Source organism: Micromonospora sp. NBRC 110038 (assembly GCF_020884815.1).
GTDB classification, from domain to species: Bacteria; Actinomycetota; Actinomycetes; order Mycobacteriales; family Micromonosporaceae; genus Micromonospora; species Micromonospora haikouensis.
In genome coordinates this window covers 422,687-440,972 of record NZ_BBOL01000009.1, presented here as the reverse complement: position 1 = coordinate 440,972, position 18,286 = coordinate 422,687, and the positions used below count along the sequence as shown (strand labels likewise).

Here is an 18,286-nt window from a genome sequence, read left to right as displayed (position 1 = left end):
GACGCCGGCAGTTTGTCGGCTCCGATAACGGACGGCTACGCGGTTCTGGGCCGGTTCTGTTGGATCTTCTCGGCGACGGCGTCGGCGGCGTCGTGGCGCATCTTCCTGGTGACGCTCTGGTAGGTGTCGCGGGTGAGGGTGGTGGTGGAGTGGCCGAGTTGTTCGGAGACGACCTTGATGTCCACTCCGGCGTCGAGGGCGATGGTGGCCGCGCTGTGCCGCAGGTCGTGCAGGCGGATCGGCGGGAACCCGGCCTGGCGTACGAGCCTGCGGAAGCGTTGGGTGACCCCGCTGGGATGCCACGGCCGGCCGTCGGGGCGGACGAAGAACAGGCCGGTGTCGGGCCACGCCTCGCCGGCGGCGAGGCGCCACTGGGCGCGGCGGGCCCGGTAGGCGGCGAGGACCCTGACCGTCTCGGCGTCGAGGGCGAGGTCACGGTTGCCCGCCCTGCTCTTGGGCTTCTTGCGCACGGCGGTGTAGCCGTGGGTGGCGATCTGGTGGTTGATCGTCATCTCGCGTTTGTCGAGGCGGACCTCGGCGTCGAGCAGTCCACACGCCTCCCCGCGGCGGGGGCCCCGGTAGGCCATGAGGTGCCACATCGGGTACAGGTCGGGCGTGTGTTCGCGGGCGTGGTCGAGGAACACGACGATCTGTTCGTCGGTCCAGACCATGACCGGTCCGGGGACCTTCCCGGTGTCCTTCCACCGTTGTACGCGTTCGGCCTCCCACACGATCGGCACCGGCCGGTCGGCGGGGACCTTGACCAGCGCGGCGGGGTTGGATCCGACGATCACCTCCTCGGCGAGGGCGTCGTTGATGGCCTTGCGCAGGCAGGCGCGGATGCGCTGCCGGGTCGACGCGCCGGTGGGCCGCACACCGGCGACCGAGGCGCGCACGTCCGGGTCCGCGCTGGCCTTCGCCGCAAGGATGTCCTGGTTGCGGCGTTCGATCGCGGCGAACATGGTCTTGATGTGGCCGGTGCGTAGCCGGTCCAGCGGGATCTCTCCGAGGTGCGGGATCAGGTGCACGCGGGTGAGCGACTCGTAGCCGACCGCGGTGTTGTCATCGACGGTGAGGTGGGTGAGCCACTCGGTGAGGTACTCGCCGACGGTGACCATGTCGGCCAGCGGACCGTCACCGCGCAGCCGTTGCCGGATCCGGTCCACCTCGGGCAGCGGCCGGCCCGCGCGCACGCAGGTCTGCAGCAGGTCGGCGATCTCGGTGCGGCGGCGCCGGTCCCCGACGGCGAGGGCGAGCAGGGCCCGCGCGTGGTCCAGCTCGGCGGCGGCGCCGCGGCGGGTCGACAGCCCGGACCGGCGCAACTGCCGACGCCGGCCGTCACTGGTGGCCGGCAGTTCCAGCTGGTAGGCCCAGTGGCCGTGCTCGAAGCTCCAGGCCTTGTTCGGACGACGCAGCTTCGGGCAGTCGTTGCCCCATGGCCTGCCGGTATCGGGATGGCGGCAGCCGCAGCGCTTGAAGATGCTCCCGTCTGGCATAGCGTGTGGTGCTCCTCGGGTTGGGGGTGCGGCATCGGTTTGTCGATCGACATCCACGCGTGACACGGCGCGACGATCAAGTCATCGACGGACCGGCCGCCGGCAGGGTCGACGTTGCGGCCGGCGGGGCCGCCCTCCGGTCCCGGCGAGACCGGAGGGCATCACGGGACGTGGCTGACACGGTGAGGATCAGGGCGGGTCACCGCGGTCGTCAGCGGCCCGTTCGTCGGGCCCGGTGTCGGTCGGATGCGGTAGGTGCAGCATGGCCAGGATCGGTGCGGTCGGTACCCGGTAGTGGGCACCGACCCGGTACAGCGGCGTGGGGAACGCGTCGCGGCGCGCCAGCTTGTAGGCGGCCGACCGGGACATGCCCAGGATGGCGGCGGCCGTCGCGAGGTCGGTGCTCGGACCCAGCGCGCGGATCCGCTCGACGGTCCACGCCTGCTGCTTCTCACGGTGGGACGCCTGACCGGTGGCGGGCGTAGCGGTTCGGGTTCGTCGTGGCGATCGCATGATCGGTCTCCCTGATGAAGAAACTCGCGGTGACGTGGTGACAGCACCCGGCGGCGCGGCACGCCGGGTTCGAGCGGTGCGAGGCGTGTCCTGGCGTACGGGCCGTGGCGCGGCGGTAGCGTGGTCGGCCAGCGGCAACGGGAGGTCAACGGTGGCCAGGACGTGGTTGTCGATCCGGGTCGAACTCGTCTCCGGGCGGGGCGAGGACTACTGGCCCCGACCGGGCCGGGTCCTCGCCGCCGCCAGGTCGCACACGTTCGAGCAACTGGGTGCCGCCATCGACCTGGCCTTCGCCCGCTGGGACCTCGCGCACCTACGGCTGTTCACCCTCGCCGACCAGACCCCCGTCTGCTCCTTCCGCACCTGGGAAGACATGCCGGACGGCGCGGTGGACAGCGACAGGACCACACTGAGCCGACTCACCCCGGGCGACCAGTTCGCCTACGTGTTCGACATGGGCGACGACTGGACCCACCTGTGCACCGTCGCCGACCACCGCATCGACCCACTCGACCAACTCGGCCTCGTGGCCGCCCAGCCCACCCCGTACCAGGGCTGGGGCGACCTACCGGATCAATACGGCCGCCGCTGGGACGGCGACAACGGATCCCCCGCGCCAAGACCACCCAGCAACCCCCTGGCCGACCTGCCACCCATCCTCCCCTGGTGGGGACCCCGACAGCCGTAGCCACAGCCGACAACCGTCATGACCGAACACCACTCATCCGCGCGGCGCCACGCGCCCCAGGCGATGCCGACGAACACGACGACCGGGCCGGACACTTTCCGCCCGCGACCGCAGAGCCACGAGACCCCGGCGCGGGGGCGAGGACACTCGCTGTGGCAACTGACCAGGCGAGCTGAGGTGATCCACATCGGCCCGCCGACTGCCGGCCAGCTCGCCGGCCGCGATGCGCTCACACCCCCAAACCGGGCTCTGTCAGCTCCGGCGAACACTTCCCAGCCTCACAGCCCTCTCACAAAGACTGACAAGGCCATCACTGACAGCGCAGAACGTACGGGGTAGCGGTCGGACGAGTTCGATAGGAGATGCCGCATTCAGTAGAGTGCGTCCGGCCCTTCGAGATCGCCATCGTCGTGCTCATCCTGGCCGCTGGGTTTGGGCGCACCCGCCTTCCACGCCAGTCCGCCAACGATCGCGGCGATCAGGAGCAGAACCCACTCCGTCCTGGCAGGGGTCACCCATCGGAGCAACCTTGTGCGAATCATGAGCACACCGAAGCACCTATCCGCTCGAAGTATCAGGCGAAAACGAACTCGTGTTATCGGGGGAACCTCAGTCGCGTACCGCCGATGATCGACTGGTTGGATGACCTCATGCCCGCGGCTGTCGAGTGGTTCGATCACCGGGTGATCGACGGCGTCGCCGAGCGGTCGTTCCATGTCGTGCGGACGAGCGGCGACGTTCCAGGCGTGCTCTGGCTGCCGTCTTGCTGCTCCACACCGCGGCCGTTGGTCCTTCTGGGCCACGGTGGTAGCGGGCACAAGCGAAGCGGCCGGATCGTGGAACTCGCCCGATGGTTCGCGACGTATGCCGGCCTTGCCGCGGTCGCGATCGACGGCCCCTACCACGGCGACCGCGTGTCATCCCCGCTGTCGGCGGCGCAATACCAGGCCCGGATCGCCGAGACGGGGATCGAGGTTGTCCTCGACAGGATGGCGGAGGACTGGCGGGCGACGGTGGATGCCATCGCGGCGATGGGCCTGGCCGACCCGGACCGGCTCGCGTATGTCGGCATGTCCATGGGAGCGCGGTTCGGTCTGTCCGTCGCGGCCGCGATGGGCGACCGGTTCCGGTGCTTGGTCTTCGGCAAGTTCGGCCTTCAGCAGGGGTCGGCCATGAACGAAGGAATGGCCGCTCCGGAACGCGTCGCGAGCGATGCCCGGAGAATCACCGCTCCGGTGCTCTTCCACGTCCAGTGGCACGACGAGCTCTTCCCCAGGCATGGTCAGTTGGCGCTGTTCGACCTGCTGGGGTCAACGGGTAAACAGCTCGTGAGCTACGTCGGCACGCACGCGGAGACCGATCCCGGAGCCATCGCTCTCTGGCGTGACTTCATCTCACGTCATCTGGCGCTCGTCAGTTGAGCCGTCGAGCAAGCCCGGGTGCAAGATCGGGTATCCGGATCTGCCGCAGGTGGAGCGCTGCGTAGCGTCACCGCTGGCCACTCAGCACCAGCCGCTGGTGGTCCCGATGACATAGCCGTGTGGGATCGCGCTGGTTAGTCGAAGGTCGACGATGCAGCCGTGTGCCGTGGCCGGTAGCTGGGTCTGTGTCTCCACCAGCGGCGGGTCAGCCAGACAAGCCCTGCCGTAGAGAACCACAGTAGGGACGGCACGACAGCCGCGATGAGAGCGAGTCGCCAGACCTGTGCTTCGCCGGGGTCAACGACGTGGTGGAGGACAATCAGCGTGGCGGTGAGCCACGCCACTGCCTCCATCCCGTGGTCGCGCATCCGGGCCACGAAGAGTCGCCTTCCCTTGCGTACCGGCGGAGGTGGGAGTTCACCCCTGGTCACCAAGGCGGCCCAGCCCGGCCTCGAAACGGCCAGCATGTAGGCGACGGATATCGGTAGCTTCACCAGCGCGATCGAGGCAGCGAGCCCCGCAGGACCCGTGGCCACCTCGCCCAGCGACTCTGGCACGCCAATAGACATCAGTAGATGAGAGAGGAGGGCAAGGAGGAAGTCGACGGCGAACACGAGCAGGGGGAGTGACAGCAGGAAGATTCGGCCCAGCCGTCTGACATCCTGCGGCTCCATTCCCGACACATCACCAAGTGTCGACGCAGTTCGCAAGCCCATCCAACGCCAGCCCTCGAACAGGCCGGTATTCAAGCATCCGGTCTGGACGCTGTGCTGGTGATCGGGGGCCTGTTCGTCGTGGTGGCGCCGGAGGAGGCTGTGCGGGCGCACCGCCGACGTGCCGCGCTGCTGCGCCAAGTGCGGGAGTTGACGCAACAGGAGCGGTCGTGACGTCGTCTGGTGTGCCAGGATTCTGCTGTGGTAGCGATCGAGGTCGTCCTGGGTGACATCACGCGGGAGAACGTGGACGCCATTGTCACGGCCGCGAACGAGTCGCTTCTGGGTGGCGGTGGTGTCGACGGGGCGATCCACCGCGCTGCCGGGCCTCGCCTGGCCCGGGCGGGTGGTGCGATCGGCCCGTGCGAGCCGGGCGAGGCGATGCCGACCCCGGCGTTCGACCTCGACCCACCGGTGCGGCACATCATCCACACGGTCGGGCCGGTCTGGGAGGGCGGCGGCCACGGTGAGGACGATGTTCTGGCCTCCTGCTACCGCAGGAGCCTGCAGGTCGCCGATGAGCTCGACGCCCGGACCGTGGCGTTCCCCGCGATCGCGACCGGCGTGTACGGCTTTCCTGCCGAGCGGGCGGCGCGGATCGCCATAGCAACGATCAGGTCCGTGTCGACGAACGTTCAACGGGTACGACTCGTCGCATTCGACGAAGGCACCCGGGATCAGCTACAGGCCGCGCTGGCAGCCACCGGCTGACCTTGAGACGGGTGCGTTGCGCAGTTCCGCAAGCAGGCTGGGCAGGCGCGGGTGGGGTTCAGTCGGTTCCCCCTCCGCCTCCGCCGGTGTCGAAGGTCGCCGCATCGCCATACGCGGTGTTCTCCGCGATGGCAGCGGAGTGACGGTCGGGGACGCCACGGCCCCGCTGGAAGACGTCGCGATCAGGGCGCGGCGAGTCGCGGCGTATCGACCGCATGGCGGCCCGCGCGGCCGCCGCTTTCTCCGCTGCGCTCTGTGGCCGACGACGTCTGCGCTTGAAGATCAGGACCGCGATGCCCGTCGCAAGCACCATGCAAGCGAGCAAGAGGTGCCACTGCATGTCATCACGGTAGTAGAGGCGTGCATCTGGACGGGAAGCGCGCTCATGCCGTGAATCGTGCGGATCGGCGGCCCGCCGTGACGATCCCGCACCGACTACCACCGCTCTCGCCGTGCGTTCGCGGGCTGGTCGACATAGCCGACACTCGTCGAGCCGGGCGTGGCCTGGATGTGGTAGCCCCAGTGCCTCAGCACCTGGACGATCTTTGTGGCGCCGACCGGGTTGGCGGAGTGGACGTGGACGACGCCGATGTCGAGTGGGTGTCCTTCGAACGCTGCGCGTTCCAGCAGTTCCACGACCGGCCAGATCGTGTTGTCCCCGCCGAGGTCGTGGTCCAGCCATAGCTCGTCCAGCCGTCGGCCCCGGTACTGGTCGAGGAGTTGGACCCCGGCCACGCTGGTGCGGGCCACTTCCGCCTTGCAGCCGTCCACGAAGGACCGGAGATCATCGACCAGGTTGACCCTGACCTCGCTGGCATCCACCTCCGGGATGAATGCCTGAAGCCGTCCTGCTCCGGCACCCGGATCTGCTGCGGACCGTCGACGTCGCCGTGGTCCTACCGTGTGTACTCGGCGTGTAGTTCGGCGTAGGGGCGGCGGTGGTCGGGGTGGCGTCGGATTCTGCCCATGCTGATCTCGGCGCAGCAGTGCGTCGTGGGGTTGTGGGCGCGGTGTGCTGGGCACTCCTCGGCCAGGGCGCGGACCTGGTCGGCTTGCAGCTCGAACGCCTCGCGGCTGCCGGTGAGCACCAGCGTGTCGGCGGCAGGCCGTGCCGGCCATGCTCGGCTGGGTAGTACGACGGTGTGCGGTCTGCCGGTGCCGAGCCGGGAGCGGACCTGTTTCCAGCGTGACGGCGGGAACGCGAGGCGGTGGTGCAGCAGCACCAGGTCGAGCGGGCGGCCCCAGGCGTGGTCGGTCGGCAGTTCGGCGCGTCGCAGGGGGAGGTAGATGATTGTTCGTGGCGACCGGGCGGCCAGGCCCCACGCCTGGGCGAACATCACCGTGGTTTCCTTGTCGAGGCAGAACTGTGCGCCGAGACGGCCCTCGTAGAGACCGGCGAACCTGGGTGGCCTCGCCGGTTGCAGGACCCGGTACTGGTGGTGTCCGAGCTGCACCGTGCTGATCGTCACCGGCCACCTGCGCCCGCCCAACCGTTGCGTCACTCCAGCCGAGTCCTCTCGACCTGCCGTCGGTCCGCCTGTCTGTGCGGGCATTGTCGCCGTAGTCCGCGTGGCGTGGCGAGGGACTTCCGGATGGTGCCGGGCACGGTCGTCTGGCCCCGAGGCATCCACACTCGGCGCGTCATGAGCGGCTCCGATACGCGTCGCGGGCGATGCCCGGCAAATCACCGCCCCGGTCTTCTTCAAGCGGGTGAGGGCTGGAGCGTGTCGGAGATGAGGCGGAGTTCTTCCGGCGTCAGTTCGCCTCCGTGCCGGCGGTAGGCATGCGTTCCGAGGCTGACGAGGACGTCGTTGATGTTCTCCCATCGGCTTGGCGTCCAGGGGTCACCTCGACCCTCGTCGAGTTCCGTAAGGATGCGATCAAGCGGCAGAAGAAGATGAAAAGTGAGGGTGCCTGATGTCGACGCCGAAGGTGCCTGCGAAGGTGACCGCAGGATTACGTCGTCATCTCGCCGACTATGAGGCCGAGCTGCTGGCCGGGGGCTATACCGACCGGGTGTAGGAGGCCCGCCGGGATCACGCTCTCGACTTCGTGTCGTTCCTGGAGGGGCGGTTCTCTCCGGCGACGGAGAAGGGGAAGCAGCAGCGGGTGTGACCGCCGACTGGTGGGGCCGGTTGCCCTCGGATGACCGGCTCTTGGCGTTGTCAAGCCCCCTGGTAGGCATCCTCAAGATCGTCTATCCTTGAGCTAGTTGATCTTGATTGACAGGGTCAGCACGAAAGGAGGAACACTATGCACATCTACAGTCTCGCCCCCGGCAAGGACCACATCAACCAGGCCATCCGAGACGTGCTCGGGCTCGACGACAACCACACCCAAGGGCACTGGGTCATCGCCGCCGACGACGAAAACCGCGCGGTGGGCCTACTCAGAGAGCGGGGCTTCACCGACATCACAGAGCACGACATCATCCCCGATCGAAGTGTGAACGACCTGCGGTCAGCGGCGCTGCTCGACCGGGAAGCCGTGCTCGTGCAGCGCCTACACAGGCGGGACGGTGACGCGGTGGCCATCGTGTTCCGGGACGGCACGCCGCACCGGCTGGGCTGGATGCGTCTCGGAAGGTTCGTGCCCGACACGGACGGCTGAGTCGCTGGTGGGGAAGCCCGTCGCCGTGGTGGTGGCGGGCTTCTCTGTGTAGCCGCCTACGCTGCCAGCGCCCATGGCGTGACGAAGCCGCCCCCGAGGTGATGGGGCGGCTTCGTCGTCCGCTACAGCCGGCCACACCAACGCCGCAAGTCAGCAAGCCGGCTCGAACGCCCTGCCGTACAGCGTCCCATCCGAGTACCGCAGGGTTGCCTCCATTTGGACGCACACGTTCGCGATCTATAGAGGCGCTACTACGAGCAGCGCCACGGCGTGCCGGTGGTGAGCGGGCTCGACAACGTTGGCCGCTAGCCTGGAGGAAAACCGGCCGGCACGGCCGGTGAGACTGTTGGCATGCCGACCCGTCCGCGCTCCTACCGGGCTGCGCCCGGCCACCGCGTCCGGGCGAGGACCGCATCGAGTTGTCCGAGACTCCGGTCACCCCCACCCGGGCCGGCTGGGGGTAGGCCCCGGCCCAGGTGGTCGCGCAGACCGCCGGCGGGGTGTGCGAGCCGTACGCGTTGTACGCGGTGGCGAGGTAGCAGTAGGTGCGCCCCCAGTCCACGGTCAGGTCCATCTCCCAGTACCCGGCCGGGTTGCTCCAGGTGCTGTGCGGGGTGGGCCAGTCGGTCCACGGCCCGTTCGGTGTGGGGCCGCGCCACACGCTGACCTGGGTGGCGTCCCGGGTGCCCACCCGTACGTCGACCTCCATCCGGGGGGTCGGGTAGTCGGGGGCCCGGACCAGGAAGTGGTCGATCACCGGTGCGCCGCCCTGGGTGACCGTCCGGCAGGGCAGCGCGGTGTCCACCCCCACGCCGACGTTGAGCGCGGTGACGCAGACCGTGTGGTCGCCCCGGGCCGCCGGCACCAGCAGGTCGAAGCCGTGGTCGCCGCCGTAGGCGGGGTAGCTGGCGGCCACGTCGGTACGGGTCGTCGAGGCGACCAACGCGGTGTGCAGCCGGCCGTTCACCCGGACCGACACGGTCAGCGGCGAGGCGGTGTCCGGGTCGATGACCCAGCCGCGTACCCGCAGGCCGGACGGTCCGGGGGAGAGTTCGTCGAACGAGCCGAACGGGTCGAACCGGACGGCGAGCGCCCGACAGGCGGTCTCGCCGACCCCGGCTCCCTGGTTGACGACGGTGAGGCAGACGGTGTCCCCGTACCGGGCGGGGAGGGTCCGGATGAAGGCCGAGCCGGAGGCGACACTGAACCGGCCCACCTCCACACCGGAGATCCTGGCGTGAGTCAAGCCGGCGGGCTGGATGCGTCCGCGTGGGTGGGGGTGCCGAGTGTCGGAACCCTCCATTAGCGTGGCAGCTCGGAGAAGCGACGAAGGGCGGGACAGCGTGGTAGCGGATGACGACGAGGTTGAATCTGCCGCGGGCATCGTTAACCCACGGTTGAGTGACGTCTTCGGCCTGGTCATCCGGCAAGACGAGGTGGACTTCGTAGTCCCTCACCTACGTGAGGACCTTCCGCTCTACCTCGACCCCTTTCTGCTCTGGAAGTCTGAGGACCCGCAGTACCAGCAGCTTCACGCCGACTTGCTCGGCTTCGTCGAGGAGGTCCGCCGGCAGGCCGTCGGCGGGCAGGCCAACCGGGCGGCTGTGCTCCTGGCGGAGGTCAGCGAGCCGGTCGAGCTCGGCTTGGGCTACGCCACCGGGACCAAACGGGGATCGGCCCTGGGCCCAGGCACCATCGACGGCATCATCCGCACGTTTCAGCAGGTACCCCAGTTGCAGACCGCGGGCTTGGACCACTTGGAAATCCTCGCGTTGGCTCGTGCCAGGCATCGCCGAGGATCGGATCAGCGACCTGACCGCCTCGGTCATCAAACGGTGGTTGGCTGAGTTCACCCAGCGTCACTGCCAGCAATGGGGCATCCCGACGACACGCCGCCGGCTGATCGGCTGGGACCCGGCTGCGCTCGACTGGCGGCCGTTCGACGCGTACCTTCCGTACAACCCATCCGACGCCTCGCCCGTCCTGCTCGCGCCGCTGAACCTGCTGCGCCGGCTGCCGTGGCTCAACTACGGTGACTACTACCGCACCGCTTACGCGCCGCTCGTGCTGCCGCCGGGGCGCGCGGGCCGGGCCGTCGCCAAGCAGGACGTGCTCGCATACAACCGAGCCCATTTCGACACCGTCCGCGGCTATCTGCCCCTGCTCACATGCCAGGTGCACCTTCGTGGTCAGGCCGCCCCGCGACCGACCGAGCGCGTGATCGTCCGGTTCGACCGTGACCCCGCCCGGAGGTTCGACCTGCAGATCCCCCTTTTACGCGCCCCAGCGGCGTGCTGATGCGCCCGAGCGACCGTCGAGTCCACCGACACGTCCCACGTGATACACCCGGACGCGTCCGCGAGAGCCTGCAAAGCGGTCAGGATCCTCGCCCAGGTCCCGTCACGCTGCCACCGCCGAAACAGCGCGTACGCCGCAGCCCAGGACCCGTAGCACTCCGCGACGTCCCGCCACGGGGCACCGACCCGCATCCGCCACCGAATCCCGTCAATGAGCTGCCGTTTCGTCCATCTCGACGGCCGACCCGGCCTACGCCCCACGGGCAGCAACGGCTCCAGCGCCGCCCACTGTGCGTCGGTCAGGTCATGCCGCCTCGTCACCGCTAGGGTGTCCACGAGGTCTCCGGTGTTCGGGTTTTGCTTGGTCGCTGAACCAGATACCGGAGACCTCGCTACATCTCGAACACCAACACGCCAAGACCCTCAAGCCGGCAGCTCAAGCCCTGGGACCGACTTCGACACAGGGCCTAGATCTCCGTAGCGCTGTCACCTCGGCGCCCCCGTCGCGCCTATCGGTCGACGGTTGGTGTCGCTCCCGGCCGCGGTGGGGCGCTGAGTCCGGTGCTCGGCGAGCTGATCGCCTTCGGCCTCGGTCTCCTGGTTGTCGTCGTAGTGGGAAGGGTCGAGCGCTGCTGTCATGAGGGGGGTTGCCGGCGGCTGTCGCACGACAGCCGACGTGCCGCGCCAGCTCCAGGGTCGTCTTGTTGATCTTCTTCAGAGCGCGAGGGCTGTCGTAGGCGGTCGCGAGGTCCTTCGCGTACTCCACCGGCAGCACGGCGACGTTGTTGATGACGACGATGCGGTAGCTCTTGCCGACGCCGTCACCGCCGTCCGGGCCCTCGGTGACCTGCCCGACCTGCTGATCTCCACGGCGAAGGGCAGCGGCGCCACGGCGGGCCGACCCCGACCGCCGGTCCCGACGGCGCCCCCGGTCAGGCGGTGACTGCCGCCTCGAACACCACCGGATAGTCCGCCCAGCGGGTCCACCGGGTCGAGAAGGTGTCGGGCACCGCTTCGGCCGTGGGATCCGGTCGCATCCCGGCGCGCAGCAGTGCCTGGACCATGAGGGGCACGATGCCGAAGAGGTGGTTGTCGGGCGGCGGCTGGTCGCCGCGCAGCGAGAGGCCGACGGCGAGGTTGCGGCCGATGCAGGAGTGCACGCCGCCGCCGAAGGCGTGCGCGTAGCGCGGCACCGTGGCGGGGACCTCACGCCAGGGGTCGAACTCGTCGGCGCTGGGCCCGAAGACGTCCACGTCGCGGTTGGCCGCCGTCGTGTCGAGTTCCACGAGGGTGTCGGCGGGTACGACGGTGCCGTTCAGCACGGTGTCGGTGAGGGTACGCCGGCGGATCCGGGGAACCGTGGGGCGCAGCCGTACCGCCTCGTGCACGAAGCGCTGTACCAGGAACGTGTCCTGCGTTAGCCGGGACAGCGCGGACGGGTCGCGTCGGGCGTGGTCGAAGACGAGGTCAATGGAGTTGGTGAGCGCCTGGGCGCTGGTGTCGGCGCTCGCCTCCAGATAGAACGCCGTTTCCCGGATCACCTGGCCGTCGTCGAGCCCATGTGCCTCGCGGTGCCGCAGCAGCGTGGTGAGGAGATCGCGCGGAAGGTAGCTCTCCACCCTCTCGCCGGCCTTGACGGCGGCGATCAGCGCCGCCCGCCGATCCCAGGAGGGGCGCAGGAAGGTGCTGGTGAACCCGGCGAGCGCGGCGTCGGAGGCGCTGCGCAATTCGGCTTCTGGCACGACGGCCACGTCGATCGCGACCGCCCGGGTGAATGCCGCGGCGTACCGGATGAGCCGGCGGCGCTGGTCCAGCGAGTCGACGTCGAAGTCGATGCCGACCATCCGCGCCGACAACACGACAGCGAGCAGCGCGCCCGTTTCGACGAGGTCCGCCTTGCCCTGCCGGACGATCGGGGCGAGTGTTTCTTCGATGACCACGGGAAACAGTTTCTGTTCGTATTCGGTCAGCACCTCGCGGCGGAAGAGGGTGTTCTCGATTCGACGCCGGTCGCGGTGCTGGGAGCCGTTCAGCATCATGACGACGCCTTCGAGGATGTTGCCGCGTTCGAACCGTTCGGCGTCGATGCTGCGGGTCAGCGCGCCGTTAGACAACGCTTCCTGGACGTCGCGGTAGGTGCTCAGCACCAGGCTCGGCTGCGCGGCGTTCACTCGACTTCTCCATCCGGCGCACGGCCGACGGAGATGGCGGAACTAGGACAGTTCATCGCCAACTCCCTTGCCCGCGCTGCGGGCATCCGGTGCAGGGCTGGGCCGGGAAGGACACGTGCCGTCTGGTCCGCTTCGAAGGCGAAGACGTCGGGTTCCGCCAATACGCATTCGCCGCTGCCGATGCAGATCTGCGCATCCACCGACAGTCGTGCCGGCGCCTGGCCATCGCCCCCGAAAGGATGCGGATCACTCCGGTCGCTCATCGCTGCTCACGCCCCCGTGTCAAACGACGCTACGGTACCTCGACGCGAGTCTATGCACACGTGCCTCGACAGCCAAGAGCCTCGCGCCGCCCGGCCTTCGCGAACCAGGCCGACGAAACGGGTTCGGCCCCCCGGTCGGCCCTCATTATCAAGTAACATGACCCCGATCGATGGGATGCCGGCCAGCGGGGCAGTTCCAGGAAGGCAGGCTCGCGGTGACGAAATTTCGGGTGCAGTCGGCTTTCAATGAGCGACTCCGGCGGCCGGGCTCGGCGACGCGGCTGTCGCGGCTGCGCCGGGAGATGGAGGCGCGGAAGGTGCTAAGCACCCGCGACGACGTGCGGTTGCCGCCGATGGCCGCCCCGCTGCTGCTCGACCGTGAACAGTCGGCATACCTGCGGCACGCCAGCGAGCGCCTGGTCGCGCTGCTCACCACGGAGCTGGGCCGCTACGTACCGCACGAGCCCGACCTGCTGGACGCGCTGCGGATCGGCGCGGAGCTGCGGCCCTTCCTCCGCGACGCGCTGTCGACGAACGTCACCGTGGCACGCTGCGACTTTCTCTGGTCGGCCGAGGGCTGGAAGGTCGTCGAGGTGAACATCGGCGGCGCGGTCGGCGGCCTGGACGTCCTGGACTACAACGAACTCGCCGAGGCCGATCCGGCGATCGGTCCGTTCCTCCGGGAGCACGGCCTCTCCGCCGGCTCGCCCATCGCGGCGCTGGCCGATGCCGCCCTGGCGGCCTGCGCGCGCCTGGGCACCGCGTCGTCCCGGCCGGTGCTGGCCATCGTCGACAGTCCGACGTACGAACCGCTCTTCCATCTCGCCCACCGCACGCTCGCCAGGCACTACGCGGCCAGGGGATTCCGAGTGGTCATCCGCCACCAGAGGCGGTTGTCGCTGCGCGACGGCCACCTCTACGCCGACGACACGCACGTCGACCTCGTCCATCGCCAGTTCATCATCGAGGACATGCTGGAGGAGCCGGCGGCGGCGGTGCCGGTCTTCGAGGCCGCGCGCGCGGGCAACGTGGCTATCGTCACGGGTTTCCGCGAGGAGTTCCTCGGAGGCAAGGGCATGCTGGCGATCCTCCGCGCCGCAGCCGAGCGGGGCGTGCTCCCCGCCGACGACGCGCGGCTGATGCGCGCGGTGGTCCCCGAGACCTATCTGCTGCACCGGCCGGCCGGGCGGGCCTTCGCCGGAAGCGGCGACGGCCATGACCGGCTCCGCCACCCGGGAGCGGCGCGGGAATGGGTAGTCAAGCCCTCCATAGGCAGTTCCGGCGGCGAGGTCACGCTCGGCCCGGCCGTAAATGACGAGACGTTCCAGGCGGCGGTCGCGGCAGCCACCGTGTCGAACCAGGCGTGGGTGGCGCAGCGGTACGTGCCGAGTGACCTCGTCGACCTGCCGTTCCTCCAGGGGCAGGAGTTGACCTTCCGCGGCTGCCAGATCCACCCGAGCTTCTTCGTGACGCAGGGGCGGACGACCGGCGCGTGGACCCGGGTCGTCCCGGGCCGCAAGCCCGGGCTCATCGCAATGGCTAACGGGGCGCTGTACGGCGGGGTGTTCCTGGAGGACTGAGCCACCCCCGGGCCGCCAGAACGCTCCGAACGGCGGTCATACCCGACCGGCGGTGTGGTCGTCGGGTTCGATCGCCTGCGTCGCCCGGGCGCCGAGTCGGCGTATCGCCCAGATGCTCGTGCCGAGCACGAACGGAATGCCCAACAGGAACGCGGCCCGCACGTCGACCGTCGCGGCCACGACACCCCCGAGGACGGCGCTGACGGCCGCCGCGAGCGAGGTGATGCTACGCGAGAGGCCCATGACCCGGCCGAGCGTGTCGGGCGGCGCCACCCGCTGCCGGATCGTCACCGCCGCGATGTTCCACACGGCGAGCGCCATGCTGCTCAGGACGAGCAGGGCGCCCACGACGAACTCGCTGGTCGCGAGGACGAGGCCGACCTGCGACGCGACGATGCCGGCGGTCGCCGCCACGAGGGCCTTGGCGTCACCGATGCGGTTGCCGGCGCGCTCCATCACCAGCCCGCCGACGATGCCGCCGATGGAACTGACGGCGAGCAGGATACCGAAGACCGACGCTGGGGCGCCGATGTCCTCGGTGACGTAGATGACGAGTACCGCGTACCAGGCACTGTCGGCGGCGGCGACCGCGGCGCCGGCGAGGATCACGGACCGCAGCACCGGATCCCGCCGGACGACGCGGAAGCCGTCGGCGAGCAGCTCGGCCATCGGCCTGCGGACCTTCGGCGGGGGCCCGTCGTCTGACCGCTGCGTCCCAGAATAGCCGGGGTACTTGCCGACCAGAAGCGCCGACGAGAGAAAGAGGGCGGCCGAATGAAGCACGAATGGCAGCGTCCGGGCAACCTCGAACAGCCGGGCGCCGAGGAACGGGCCCACGAACTCGTTGCAGGTGATCCAGGCCGTCGAGAGGAGGCTGTTGGCCCGCGGGAGATTTTCGGACGACACGACCTGCGGCACCGCCACCTGGGACGCCGTGTCGTAGAGGCATTCGCCGAGGCCGATAACGAGTGCCGCCGCGTACAGCCACCAGAGTTCGGCCGTGCCCGCGTAGACGGAGATTGCGACGGATGCCAGCACCAGCGCGCGCACGAGGCTCACTGCCAACATCAGCCGTCGATGATTGACGAAGTCCACCACCGCGCCGGCCACCGGACCGAACAGGATCCACGGGACGAACTCCATGGCGGCGAGCCCGGCGATCGCGGTGGGATCGCGGGTCAGCGTCAATGCCAGCAGAGGAAACGCGGTGATACGGATGCCGTCACCGAGATTGGCGAAGCTGACCGACCCCAGCAGCCGCCAGTATCCGCGTCCCAGGGCAGCCCTTTCCCGCTGCTCAGGCGCTGATATTTCGCCCACCTCCCCGTGCCTCGGGTATACACGTGGCCAGTAGCCTCATGCTCCGGCGATGGTCAGATCGACCCGGCGCCAACCCACCTTTACGTAGTCGACGCCGGATGGCAAGCCCGCCATCGAAGGCGTCGCGCCACCCGGCTCCACCCTGGTTTGGTCCGGCCGCGACAGCCGATTTCGCGCCGCATTGCGAACGCGCGCCCGTCCGCAATCGCCGTTCGAACGGCACGGTCACGGCAACGCCGGCGCGGCCACGGTGGCAACTCCCGTTTCAGCGACGAGGCGCCCCGCGCCGAACGTCATTCGCTCACTGCGACGTCGGCTTGCCCGCTTCGGGCGGTGGCCGCAGTCGCAGGGGGCAGCGCCAGTCGGAAGGCACCGGTGCGCCCGCGAAGCCGGGCACCTGTGAGTCGTCCAGCGTCTTGGGCAGCGAGGGGTTCACCTGCCCTTGGAGGCGAGCGTCGCGTAGCCTGATCTGGTCGCGGAACCGCAGGAACGCCTCGTCCTCGGGGAATTGTGCCCTGTCCTGCTCCAGCGGGTTGAATACCAGGGTGGGCCAGGCGAACCGCCGCGAGAACCGGCTCGCCCCCGGGTAGAGCGTCACGACGAGGTGACCAAGACCGGCGAACGAGAAGGCGAAGTCCGGGCTCTCTGGATCCCGGGAGAACCGATGGTCCCAGGCGTCCTCGTCGATTTCGTGCAGGCGCTGCATCAAGGCCCAGAAGCAGCTTGCCCAGGCCGCCTCGTCGCCAGGGACCCGCGGCTCGACGAAGGATGCGACGTAGCTGTAGAGGTCGCCCAGTTCCAGCCGCACCTGAGCGAAGTGGCGCAGGTCGGCTGCGAGATCACGCAGGCTCTCCGAGGAGCCCATGTCTTCGTGGAGGTTGAAGAGATAACTGCCGTTGGCGAGGGCGGAACGCGCGCCGAGGCAGGGAAACGGTTGGGCCGAAACGAGGGCGTGTAGTTGGCCCCGCACCAAGTCCTTGAGCGCTCCGGGAACCGGCCCGGTGTCACGTCGGGGACGCTCTCGCGGCACCCCTCGAGCTGCCCTTTCCATGGTCAGTACCCCCGCTCGCCAAAAGCATAGAACGATTACCACAAACGTTCGGCGCGACGCTTCGGACCGCACTTCCGAATTGCCGGTGGCGGACCGGCACCGTGGCCCGGCACGATGGCGTGTCGGTCACGGGCGGCTCTGCAGTTCTGGTGAGCCAAGGGTCGGGTGCGGCCGCGGTCGCCCCCGTCCCGGTCCACCAGAATGCTGGACGATCACAAACATCGCAACCCATCTTGGCGAATACGGTCGACCGTCGCGGACCGGTGAGGGCGTCCCAGCAGCGGTGATCAGCGGGAACTTCCCGCTACGCAACGTAGCCCTTGTGTTACGCCTTAGTGTTCGGTAAGTTGCAGAAGGCACGACAGCAGCGGTGTCTGTGAATGTATAACGGACCGGGCGGGGCACGTTCCCGCGCCAGGCACCATTGATCGAGCTGATCTTGTATTACGGGGGTAAGGTGACGGCTCTTGTCGAACGATGTCAAAATTTCGTGTTCACCGAGGACGAGGTCGCGCAGCTGTGGAAAGGCACGGCGGCCTGTCTCGGGACGGATCTGTCCAAGGCGGACGCCGACCAGTTGGTTTCGGCAGCCGCGCCGCTGATGTCCGCCCTCCCCGCGCGACTGCACCGGCACCTGCACGCCTACCGCACGGGTGCCATCGGCGGGGACGCCCTGCTGCTGCGCGGCCTTCTGCCGTCGCTCGACTTCGGGCCCAACCCCGTCTCCTCCGCCGCGCCGCTCGACACGGAGCTGGTGCAGCGCGTCGCCCTGTGCCTGCTGGCCGTGACGATGTCGCTCGGGGAGCCGTTCAACTTCCGGAGCCTCTACGGCGGGCGGGTCGTGCAACACGTCGTACCGGTGCCCGACATGGAGTACACCCAGACCAGCGAGAGCAGCAGCGGCAGCCTCGACTGGCATGTCGAGGACGGTTTCACCCCCGACCGCTGCGACTACTTCGCCCTGTTGTGCCTGCGGGGAGAACCAACCGCCGTCACCCGGTACGCCGCCGCGCGTGACGTGCGCCTGCCACCCGACGTGCGCCGGGTGCTCGCCGAGCCGCGCTTCGAGATGTTCGCCGACTCGGCGCACGTCTCGCCGCACCTCACCAGCTCCCGGACCCCGGTGCTGTTTGGGCCTCCGCACAACCCGGAGATCTGCTACGACGACCACTACCTGCGCGCGGCCGAGGGCGACCCGGAGGCCGCCGAGGCGCTGGTGGTACTGCGTACCGCGCTCTCCGACGCCGTGGTCGGGCACGTCCTGGAACCCGGCGATCTGCTGCTGCTGGACAACCGGCGGGTGGTGCACGCCCGCACTCCGTTCCGGGCCCGGCACGACCGGCGTGACCGGTGGCTCCTGCGCACGATGATCTGCTCGTCGCTGCCGCGGTTCCGGCGGCACGGCGCCCGCGTCATCTGACCCGTTGAAGCCGTCCGCCACGCGCGTGTGGC

The 18,286-nt window shown here is 69.1% G+C and carries 19 protein-coding genes and 1 pseudogene; 8 read left to right on the top strand and 12 right to left on the bottom strand.

Features of this window, described 5'->3' with window-relative positions; genetic code table 11:
- Nucleotides 1-35 precede the first annotated feature (35 nt).
- On the bottom strand, nucleotides 36-1,496 hold the full coding sequence (locus tag LPU61_RS27530; protein WP_229406604.1) for a site-specific integrase: 1,461 nt from the start codon (nucleotides 1,494-1,496) through the stop codon (nucleotides 36-38).
- Between the two features lie 189 nt (nucleotides 1,497-1,685).
- The gene (locus tag LPU61_RS27525) at nucleotides 1,686-2,009 is read right to left on the bottom strand and encodes a helix-turn-helix domain-containing protein (RefSeq protein ID WP_229406603.1); all 324 of its coding nucleotides are present in this window, start codon (nucleotides 2,007-2,009) and stop codon (nucleotides 1,686-1,688) included.
- A 151-nt stretch (nucleotides 2,010-2,160) separates the two neighbouring features.
- Between LPU61_RS27525 and LPU61_RS27520 the strand changes: the two genes are divergently transcribed.
- The gene (locus LPU61_RS27520) at nucleotides 2,161-2,697 is read left to right on the top strand and encodes a plasmid pRiA4b ORF-3 family protein (protein ID WP_229406602.1); all 537 of its coding nucleotides are present in this window, start codon (nucleotides 2,161-2,163) and stop codon (nucleotides 2,695-2,697) included.
- Between the two features lie 371 nt (nucleotides 2,698-3,068).
- On the opposite strand, the gene LPU61_RS27515 is transcribed toward LPU61_RS27520, so the two are convergent.
- On the bottom strand, nucleotides 3,069-3,212 hold the full coding sequence (locus tag LPU61_RS27515; RefSeq protein WP_229406601.1) for a hypothetical protein: 144 nt from the start codon (nucleotides 3,210-3,212) through the stop codon (nucleotides 3,069-3,071).
- 111 nt (nucleotides 3,213-3,323) lie between these two features.
- On the opposite strand from LPU61_RS27515, the gene LPU61_RS27510 reads away from it, so the two are divergent.
- Entirely contained in the window at nucleotides 3,324-4,118 is a 795-nt protein-coding gene (locus tag LPU61_RS27510) for a dienelactone hydrolase family protein (protein WP_229406600.1), read from the top strand.
- Nucleotides 4,119-4,252: 134 nt separating this feature from the next.
- Here the strand turns inward: LPU61_RS27510 and LPU61_RS27505 are convergent, their stop codons facing one another.
- Nucleotides 4,253-4,792 (bottom strand): hypothetical protein, encoded by a 540-nt coding sequence (locus LPU61_RS27505; RefSeq protein ID WP_229406599.1) that lies wholly within the window; start codon nucleotides 4,790-4,792, stop codon nucleotides 4,253-4,255.
- A gap of 240 nt (nucleotides 4,793-5,032) precedes the next feature.
- Between LPU61_RS27505 and LPU61_RS27500 the strand changes: the two genes are divergently transcribed.
- Nucleotides 5,033-5,542 (top strand): O-acetyl-ADP-ribose deacetylase, encoded by a 510-nt coding sequence (locus LPU61_RS27500; protein WP_229406598.1) that lies wholly within the window; start codon nucleotides 5,033-5,035, stop codon nucleotides 5,540-5,542.
- A 58-nt stretch (nucleotides 5,543-5,600) separates the two neighbouring features.
- On the opposite strand, the gene LPU61_RS27495 is transcribed toward LPU61_RS27500, so the two are convergent.
- The 3 genes from LPU61_RS27495 to LPU61_RS27485 all read right to left on the bottom strand — a co-directional run bounded on the left by LPU61_RS27495 (nucleotide 5,601) and on the right by LPU61_RS27485 (nucleotide 7,011).
- A complete protein-coding gene (locus LPU61_RS27495) occupies nucleotides 5,601-5,882 on the bottom strand; it encodes a hypothetical protein (protein ID WP_229406597.1) in 282 nt (93 codons plus the stop codon).
- A gap of 95 nt (nucleotides 5,883-5,977) precedes the next feature.
- Nucleotides 5,978-6,364, bottom strand: coding sequence for a cyclic-phosphate processing receiver domain-containing protein (locus LPU61_RS27490; RefSeq protein WP_229406596.1), 387 nt, complete (start codon nucleotides 6,362-6,364; stop codon nucleotides 5,978-5,980).
- Nucleotides 6,365-6,438: 74 nt separating this feature from the next.
- Nucleotides 6,439-7,011: a hypothetical protein gene (locus tag LPU61_RS27485; protein ID WP_229406595.1), complete on the bottom strand. Its 573-nt coding sequence runs from the start codon at nucleotides 7,009-7,011 to the stop codon at nucleotides 6,439-6,441.
- A 784-nt stretch (nucleotides 7,012-7,795) separates the two neighbouring features.
- On the opposite strand from LPU61_RS27485, the gene LPU61_RS27480 reads away from it, so the two are divergent.
- The 3 genes from LPU61_RS27480 (at nucleotide 7,796) to LPU61_RS27470 (ending at nucleotide 9,999) form a co-directional block, all read left to right on the top strand.
- The gene (locus tag LPU61_RS27480; RefSeq protein ID WP_229406594.1) at nucleotides 7,796-8,152 is read left to right on the top strand and encodes a hypothetical protein; all 357 of its coding nucleotides are present in this window, start codon (nucleotides 7,796-7,798) and stop codon (nucleotides 8,150-8,152) included.
- A gap of 545 nt (nucleotides 8,153-8,697) precedes the next feature.
- Nucleotides 8,698-8,877 carry a hypothetical protein gene (locus LPU61_RS27475; protein WP_229406593.1) on the top strand — a complete coding sequence of 60 codons (180 nt, stop codon included), beginning with the start codon at nucleotides 8,698-8,700 and terminating at the stop codon, nucleotides 8,875-8,877.
- Between the two features lie 618 nt (nucleotides 8,878-9,495).
- A complete protein-coding gene (locus LPU61_RS27470; protein WP_229406636.1) occupies nucleotides 9,496-9,999 on the top strand; it encodes a hypothetical protein in 504 nt (167 codons plus the stop codon).
- Nucleotides 10,000-10,306: 307 nt separating this feature from the next.
- Here the strand turns inward: LPU61_RS27470 and LPU61_RS27465 are convergent.
- The 3 genes and pseudogenes from LPU61_RS27465 to LPU61_RS27455 all read right to left on the bottom strand — a co-directional run.
- Nucleotides 10,307-10,785: pseudogene (locus LPU61_RS27465) on the bottom strand (IS5 family transposase); the annotation flags it as partial.
- 596 nt (nucleotides 10,786-11,381) lie between these two features.
- Nucleotides 11,382-12,620, bottom strand: coding sequence for a cytochrome P450 (locus tag LPU61_RS27460; protein ID WP_043961685.1), 1,239 nt, complete (start codon nucleotides 12,618-12,620; stop codon nucleotides 11,382-11,384).
- A complete protein-coding gene (locus LPU61_RS27455) occupies nucleotides 12,617-12,883 on the bottom strand; it encodes a ferredoxin (protein WP_082106173.1) in 267 nt (88 codons plus the stop codon). Before LPU61_RS27455 ends, LPU61_RS27460 begins: the two co-directional genes overlap by 4 nt.
- A 215-nt stretch (nucleotides 12,884-13,098) precedes the next feature.
- Between LPU61_RS27455 and LPU61_RS27450 the strand changes: the two genes are divergently transcribed.
- Complete coding sequence (locus tag LPU61_RS27450; RefSeq protein ID WP_144420162.1) at nucleotides 13,099-14,463, top strand: circularly permuted type 2 ATP-grasp protein; 1,365 nt, start codon at nucleotides 13,099-13,101, stop codon at nucleotides 14,461-14,463.
- Nucleotides 14,464-14,499: 36 nt separating this feature from the next.
- Here LPU61_RS27450 and LPU61_RS27445 read toward each other — a convergent pair whose 3' ends face one another.
- Together LPU61_RS27445 and gntA are read right to left on the bottom strand one after the other, a co-directional pair.
- Nucleotides 14,500-15,783 carry an MFS transporter gene (locus tag LPU61_RS27445; RefSeq protein ID WP_229406592.1) on the bottom strand — a complete coding sequence of 428 codons (1,284 nt, stop codon included), beginning with the start codon at nucleotides 15,781-15,783 and terminating at the stop codon, nucleotides 14,500-14,502.
- Between the two features lie 301 nt (nucleotides 15,784-16,084).
- Nucleotides 16,085-16,753, bottom strand: a complete 669-nt coding sequence (gene gntA, locus LPU61_RS27440; protein WP_052503619.1) for a guanitoxin biosynthesis heme-dependent pre-guanitoxin N-hydroxylase GntA — start codon at nucleotides 16,751-16,753, stop codon at nucleotides 16,085-16,087.
- Between the two features lie 538 nt (nucleotides 16,754-17,291).
- Here gntA and LPU61_RS27435 point away from each other — a divergent pair.
- Entirely contained in the window at nucleotides 17,292-18,254 is a 963-nt protein-coding gene (locus LPU61_RS27435) for a TauD/TfdA family dioxygenase (protein ID WP_229406591.1), read from the top strand.
- Nucleotides 18,255-18,286 lie beyond the last annotated feature (32 nt).